The 4,396-nt window shown below is 63.7% G+C and carries 4 protein-coding genes and 2 pseudogenes; 2 read left to right on the top strand and 4 right to left on the bottom strand.

What is annotated here, in order from left to right; all coding sequences use genetic code 11:
• From KV557_RS41465 to KV557_RS41450, 4 genes and pseudogenes are all read right to left on the bottom strand, one after another.
• Positions 1–204, bottom strand: a pseudogene (locus tag KV557_RS41465) (hypothetical protein); the annotation flags it as partial.
• 220 nt (positions 205–424) lie between these two features.
• Entirely contained in the window at positions 425–1,219 is a 795-nt protein-coding gene (locus KV557_RS41460) for a hypothetical protein (protein ID WP_218207296.1), read from the bottom strand.
• A 473-nt stretch (positions 1,220–1,692) separates the two neighbouring features.
• The gene (locus tag KV557_RS41455) at positions 1,693–2,121 is read right to left on the bottom strand and encodes a hypothetical protein (RefSeq protein WP_218207294.1); all 429 of its coding nucleotides are present in this window, start codon (positions 2,119–2,121) and stop codon (positions 1,693–1,695) included.
• Positions 2,122–2,200: 79 nt separating this feature from the next.
• Entirely contained in the window at positions 2,201–2,779 is a 579-nt protein-coding gene (locus KV557_RS41450) for a hypothetical protein (protein WP_218207292.1), read from the bottom strand.
• A gap of 802 nt (positions 2,780–3,581) precedes the next feature.
• On the opposite strand from KV557_RS41450, the gene KV557_RS41445 reads away from it, so the two are divergent.
• Positions 3,582–4,085: a hypothetical protein gene (locus KV557_RS41445; protein WP_218207290.1), complete on the top strand. Its 504-nt coding sequence runs from the start codon at positions 3,582–3,584 to the stop codon at positions 4,083–4,085.
• Between the two features lie 72 nt (positions 4,086–4,157).
• Positions 4,158–4,396 (top strand): annotated as a pseudogene (locus KV557_RS41440) (IS5/IS1182 family transposase); the annotation flags it as partial.

The following is a 4,396-nucleotide window of genomic DNA, read 5'->3' as shown; positions in this document are numbered from 1 at the left end:
ATTGATCTCGACTTGCTCACCCTCGAAGTCCAGCAGCACAGGGCAGTCGCAGAACCACTCATCATCCTTCAGGTCCCAGGCCATCCAGACCCGCGTCAGCGTGCGACCACGCAGGGCGCCAAGACGGCGCCCGTGCTGGCGCGTCACGGCGTCACGGCCGTTCAACCACTGCGGTTGGTACCGCGCAATGTCGAAATCGAACACGGGACCATCTTGCCAGAATCGGCATCACGAGATCGTCGACATAGCCCGGTCATCCGTACCCGCCTGAGCACTTCAACGAGTACGCGGGCAGTGACCTCAACGCCCGCAGGGGCCAGGCATTCGGACAGTTGCAATACCCGACTCCACCATTAAACCCACGGGAATGTATTCGATTGGCCCTCGGCCTCGGCGAGGACGGCTCCAACAGGGCGACAAGGGCTCACGGAATTGCTTTCGCGAGATCGTAAATTTGCGGGTCGTGTGAGTCGAGAAACTCAACCAGTTCATCGAGTGAAGCTTTAATATCCAGCGCCTTCTCGGCATTCAGATATTTCCAGTAGAAGTCTAGTGGACGGAAATAGGCGGCACGGGGGAACGGGTTCTCCGAATCAAGCACGTCACACATTTCCGCGTACGTCATCTTAGCGCCGTTTGTCGTGAACCGTTCGCCAATCGTCTCCTGTGATACATCCCAGAGGCCGTGTAGTGCATCCCAGGCAAAAGCATCAGTAACGCGCGCCAGATAGGTATCCAATTCTTCGCAATAGCTCGGCCTGCTCTCGACGAATGGTCGACGGAATCGGACCTCGTGAGCACAGCGGAAATAGGAGCAGGTGTAATACAGTGTAGACAATGAGAAGACGCCTTCATAGTTGGCCCATGCGGCAAATCCATGCCTTCGATTGTCCCGGGTGGCGTGATCTTTCACCTCTTTGAACCAGTCGCGTACTCTCGTGTTTTCATCGGACTTGAATTTGGCTTCGAGTTCCGCGAGCCGCTGGCTCAGCATGTGCGCGTAGTAGCGCAGAGGCGTCAGGTAGCATTGGCGCAGGTTGGCGATCGCCCCCCGCTCTTCGACGGCTTGCTGCGCCTCAATCTGTTTCTTGATCTTCTTGAGCTCTCCTTCTACGTGGGTGCGGGAGGTAGCCCGGGCTGTGTAGTAGGTGACGCTAGCCACCGCCAGGCTGAACAGTCCGCTCACCACGAGGACAACAAATTCAGAGTTCGTTGCCATTCACCTAACCCCCATAAGCGGTGCCGTGACCGATCTTCACCGCTTCAGTTTTCATCATCCGAACCGTCCCGGCATCTGGAGGCTCTGACACCAGCGGACCGCCAGTCTCCAGATCACCCACCGCAGACGGCCTACGGCACGTTTCCGGCGTGCTCCGGTTGCCCTCCACGAAGGGCGGCGACCGCCCGCCCATCGGTGCCGGGCATGCGCCCGCTACGCGACCTGGACACGGGCGAAGACCTGGAGACCAATCAGGAGCCTTAGGACGCGCTCATGATGGTTCGGCTTGGCTCGCGCCGTCGGCCTCCAGCAGGCGCAGCGCGCGCTGAAAGTGGCGAGCCCATGACTCACGATATTGAAACCCGGTGGTTGAGTTCTAGGCCCATCTGGTTCAAAGACGCAGACACACCTCGGGCGGCCGGGAGTCGAGACGGGACGCCTGCACGCGCCGGGCATTGCCGAACCGGCCCGGGTCACTGGCAGACGCCGTTCCCGTTCGAGTCGAGGTCGCACGTAAGGGTCGTAGCCGTGGTGCTCGTGCTGACCTGGGCGCCTCCGACGGTCTCGGTGCCGGTGATCGTGACCACGGGGTGCACTCCATTGTCGATCCGGCCGAGGGGTGTCGTGATCGGGAATGTGGCGATAGCGCGCGTCCCGTTGCCCGCCTGCTGACCGGTGGTGTCACCGACGTCCACGCCCAGGGCAACGACCCTGGCGGAAATGTTCTCGGTGGCCCCGTTCGTCGTGGCGTCGAGCACAGCGCCGACTTCCGTGGCCTGGTTCGTGAGTACTATGACGTCGAAAACGCTCGCAATGACGGCCTGTGCGGGCGCGGCAGGCGACAGGCTTGCGGCGGCGATGGCGAGGGTGACGGTTACTTTCGCGATGAGTCGGCGTTTCATGTGGCGCCTCCGCTGGGTGGTTCTCGCGGTATTCTCCGGAACTTCAAGGTCCCGCATGTTCATGGAACCGGGTCCGTGTTCAGCTGCTGCAGTGATCGACTCCCAGGCTTTTCATTTGTCGCAGATACCTGTCATAAAGCGGTCCAGCCGTCCGAAGCTCCTCCACCATCCGTAGCAAAGCAATATTGACGCTCGTCGGATTGGCGGTATCGATTCCGCCCAGATCGTTGGAGGCCTGATGCCATGCAGCCCCTTGAAGTCGGAGCGTGTCAGTGACATCTTGCACATCCGATTTCCGAGAATTCGGCTCTGTGATCACCAGTAGATCCCCGGTAAGCTTCAGTTCTGCACTGCTTGCATCCGCCAGGTCATTCGCTAATTTGTCGAGGTCCGCCTGGGGGACTATGCCAGATTGGCGTTTTGATTCCACGGTCCGACTGTCCCGGTCGAGGGCCCTGTTCGCAGTGGACAAATCTTTGCTGTCCTGATCGCAGGCGGCATTTGCGTGTCTTGCCCAGTTCTGGATAGTGAAAGGCTTGGGCCTGTCTTGCAGCACGATGATGAGCGTTGCAATCGTGGCAATCCCCGCGAGGATGCTGGTCCACCAGAGGAGCTTTCGCTTGAGCGCCCCCTCTTTGCGGTCGGAATTATCGGACATGACCACTTCCGTCTCCGCGCAGCATGGCGTTCGGCGCCGGCCCGCCTGTCGTCGGTGATCCCCTCGGCCCCCTCCCAGCATCCCACCGGCTGACCAGCCTCACATCTTGACTCAACGTTCCGTCAGCCGCCCGTCCGGGCAGTTGGAGCTGTGCCTTCGGGCCACAGCCTCGGCGGACCGACAACCGGCCACGGGCCGGCGGGCCATTCGATCGGGTCACTGAAGGAGCGAGAAGGAGCGCGGAGTAGGAATCTTTCCGAGTGGTACCTGGCGCTGGTCGGATCGGAGAGGACACCGCCGCCCGGTCGCCATGGGGGTGATTCGAGACAAGGGCACAGATGCTTGGAACGAACGAAGTCCTGCAAGCACGCGGACACTGAGCCCGGATCCACCAGCTGATGATTTCTGGGTGCGATCTCTCCCCGTCGCCGGTTGGCCATGTGGGGCACGGGTGTGAGGGTGTGCGGTGCCTGCCGTGCGCGGGTCGCGGCCTGTCCGTGGTCTTCCGGGTCGGGGGCGGGGTGGTGGCGGTGGGTGGCGGTGGCCGGTCGGGGCCGTCGGGGTGCGGGATAGGCGGGGGTGCTCAGGCCGTCAGTGAGGAAGTTTCATCGTGATTCGTGCAGGTCACCGGGCCTGGTGTGACGAATCGTTGGGGTGCTCGCGCAGCTCATCACGGTGATCGTGGCGGGGAGATCATCCGTCGCTCCGTGCCGGGTCGGCTTCCTGGATCTCCTGCGGGCTGCGCACTCGTCCCCCTACCCTGCGAGCAGGGCTGCGACGGTGGGCTCGCGAAAGAGGGGACATGGTCCAGAACCTGATGGTGTGGCTGCTGGAACGCCGCGTCGTGCTGAGTGAACGCGCCGAGCGGCTGCGCAAGCAGTTGGCCGACGTGGAGGCCGAGGTGGCCCGGCTGGAGATGGCCGAGATCGTCTACCAGCAGTACCAGGAGGATGTCGACGCGGGGCATCCCGATGCCGCGGCCTGGCAGCAGGCCCTGGAGGAAGCCACCGGCGGTGCCCCGGCCGTGCCCGCGCAGAGTGCCGGTGCGACACCGGGTGCCGCGAGCCAACTGCTGTTCGGCCCGCGCGGCCCCGAGAGCCGGATCGAGGACCTGCCCGCCGACTACCGGGCGATCATGGAGGTCGTCGTGGGCGGCGGCGGCCCGTTGCAGGCCAAGGACGTGGCCCGCGAGCTGGGGCTGGATCTGCTGCCGGCGAAGGTGGAGCCGGTGCGCGGGAAGCTGCGCAGGCTGGCCGAGCGCGGCTGGATCACCCGCACGCCCGCCGGGCGCTACCTGCCCCGGTAACCCGCGACCGGCCCCGCGAAAGGGCTGATGCCGGCCGTAACGTGCGTGCCCTGGGCGGGAGTTGGGCAACGTGTGAAGAAGAACACCAGCCCCGCCGGGGGCGACATCAGCCTTGACTACTCCGTCCGCCTGCCGCTGTCCAGCGCCACCGTCAACCATGTGGCCTCGTTGATCCGCGCTCACCGTAAGAAGATCCGCTCGCGGTGGCGCGCCCTGAACGACGGGCGGATCGCCGTGATCGTGCTCGCCCACCTGCGCAACGACGAGCGGCTGGCCGACCTGGCCGGCGGCACCGGCGTGTCGGCCTCCAC

This window comes from Kitasatospora aureofaciens (assembly GCF_019192735.1).
GTDB lineage: Bacteria > Actinomycetota > Actinomycetes > Streptomycetales > Streptomycetaceae > Kitasatospora > Kitasatospora aureofaciens_A.
Note: the sequence above shows the minus strand (reverse complement) of the source record. Positions and strands in the feature narration are given on the sequence as shown.

Coding starts and splice junctions, on each gene's coding strand:
- KV557_RS41460 (WP_218207296.1), bottom strand. CDS start 1,219: ATGGCAACGAACTCTGAATTTGTTGTCCTCGTGGTGAGCGGACTGTTC.
- KV557_RS41455 (WP_218207294.1), bottom strand. CDS start 2,121: ATGAAACGCCGACTCATCGCGAAAGTAACCGTCACCCTCGCCATCGCC.
- KV557_RS41450 (WP_218207292.1), bottom strand. CDS start 2,779: ATGTCCGATAATTCCGACCGCAAAGAGGGGGCGCTCAAGCGAAAGCTC.
- KV557_RS41445 (WP_218207290.1), top strand. CDS start 3,582: ATGGTCCAGAACCTGATGGTGTGGCTGCTGGAACGCCGCGTCGTGCTG.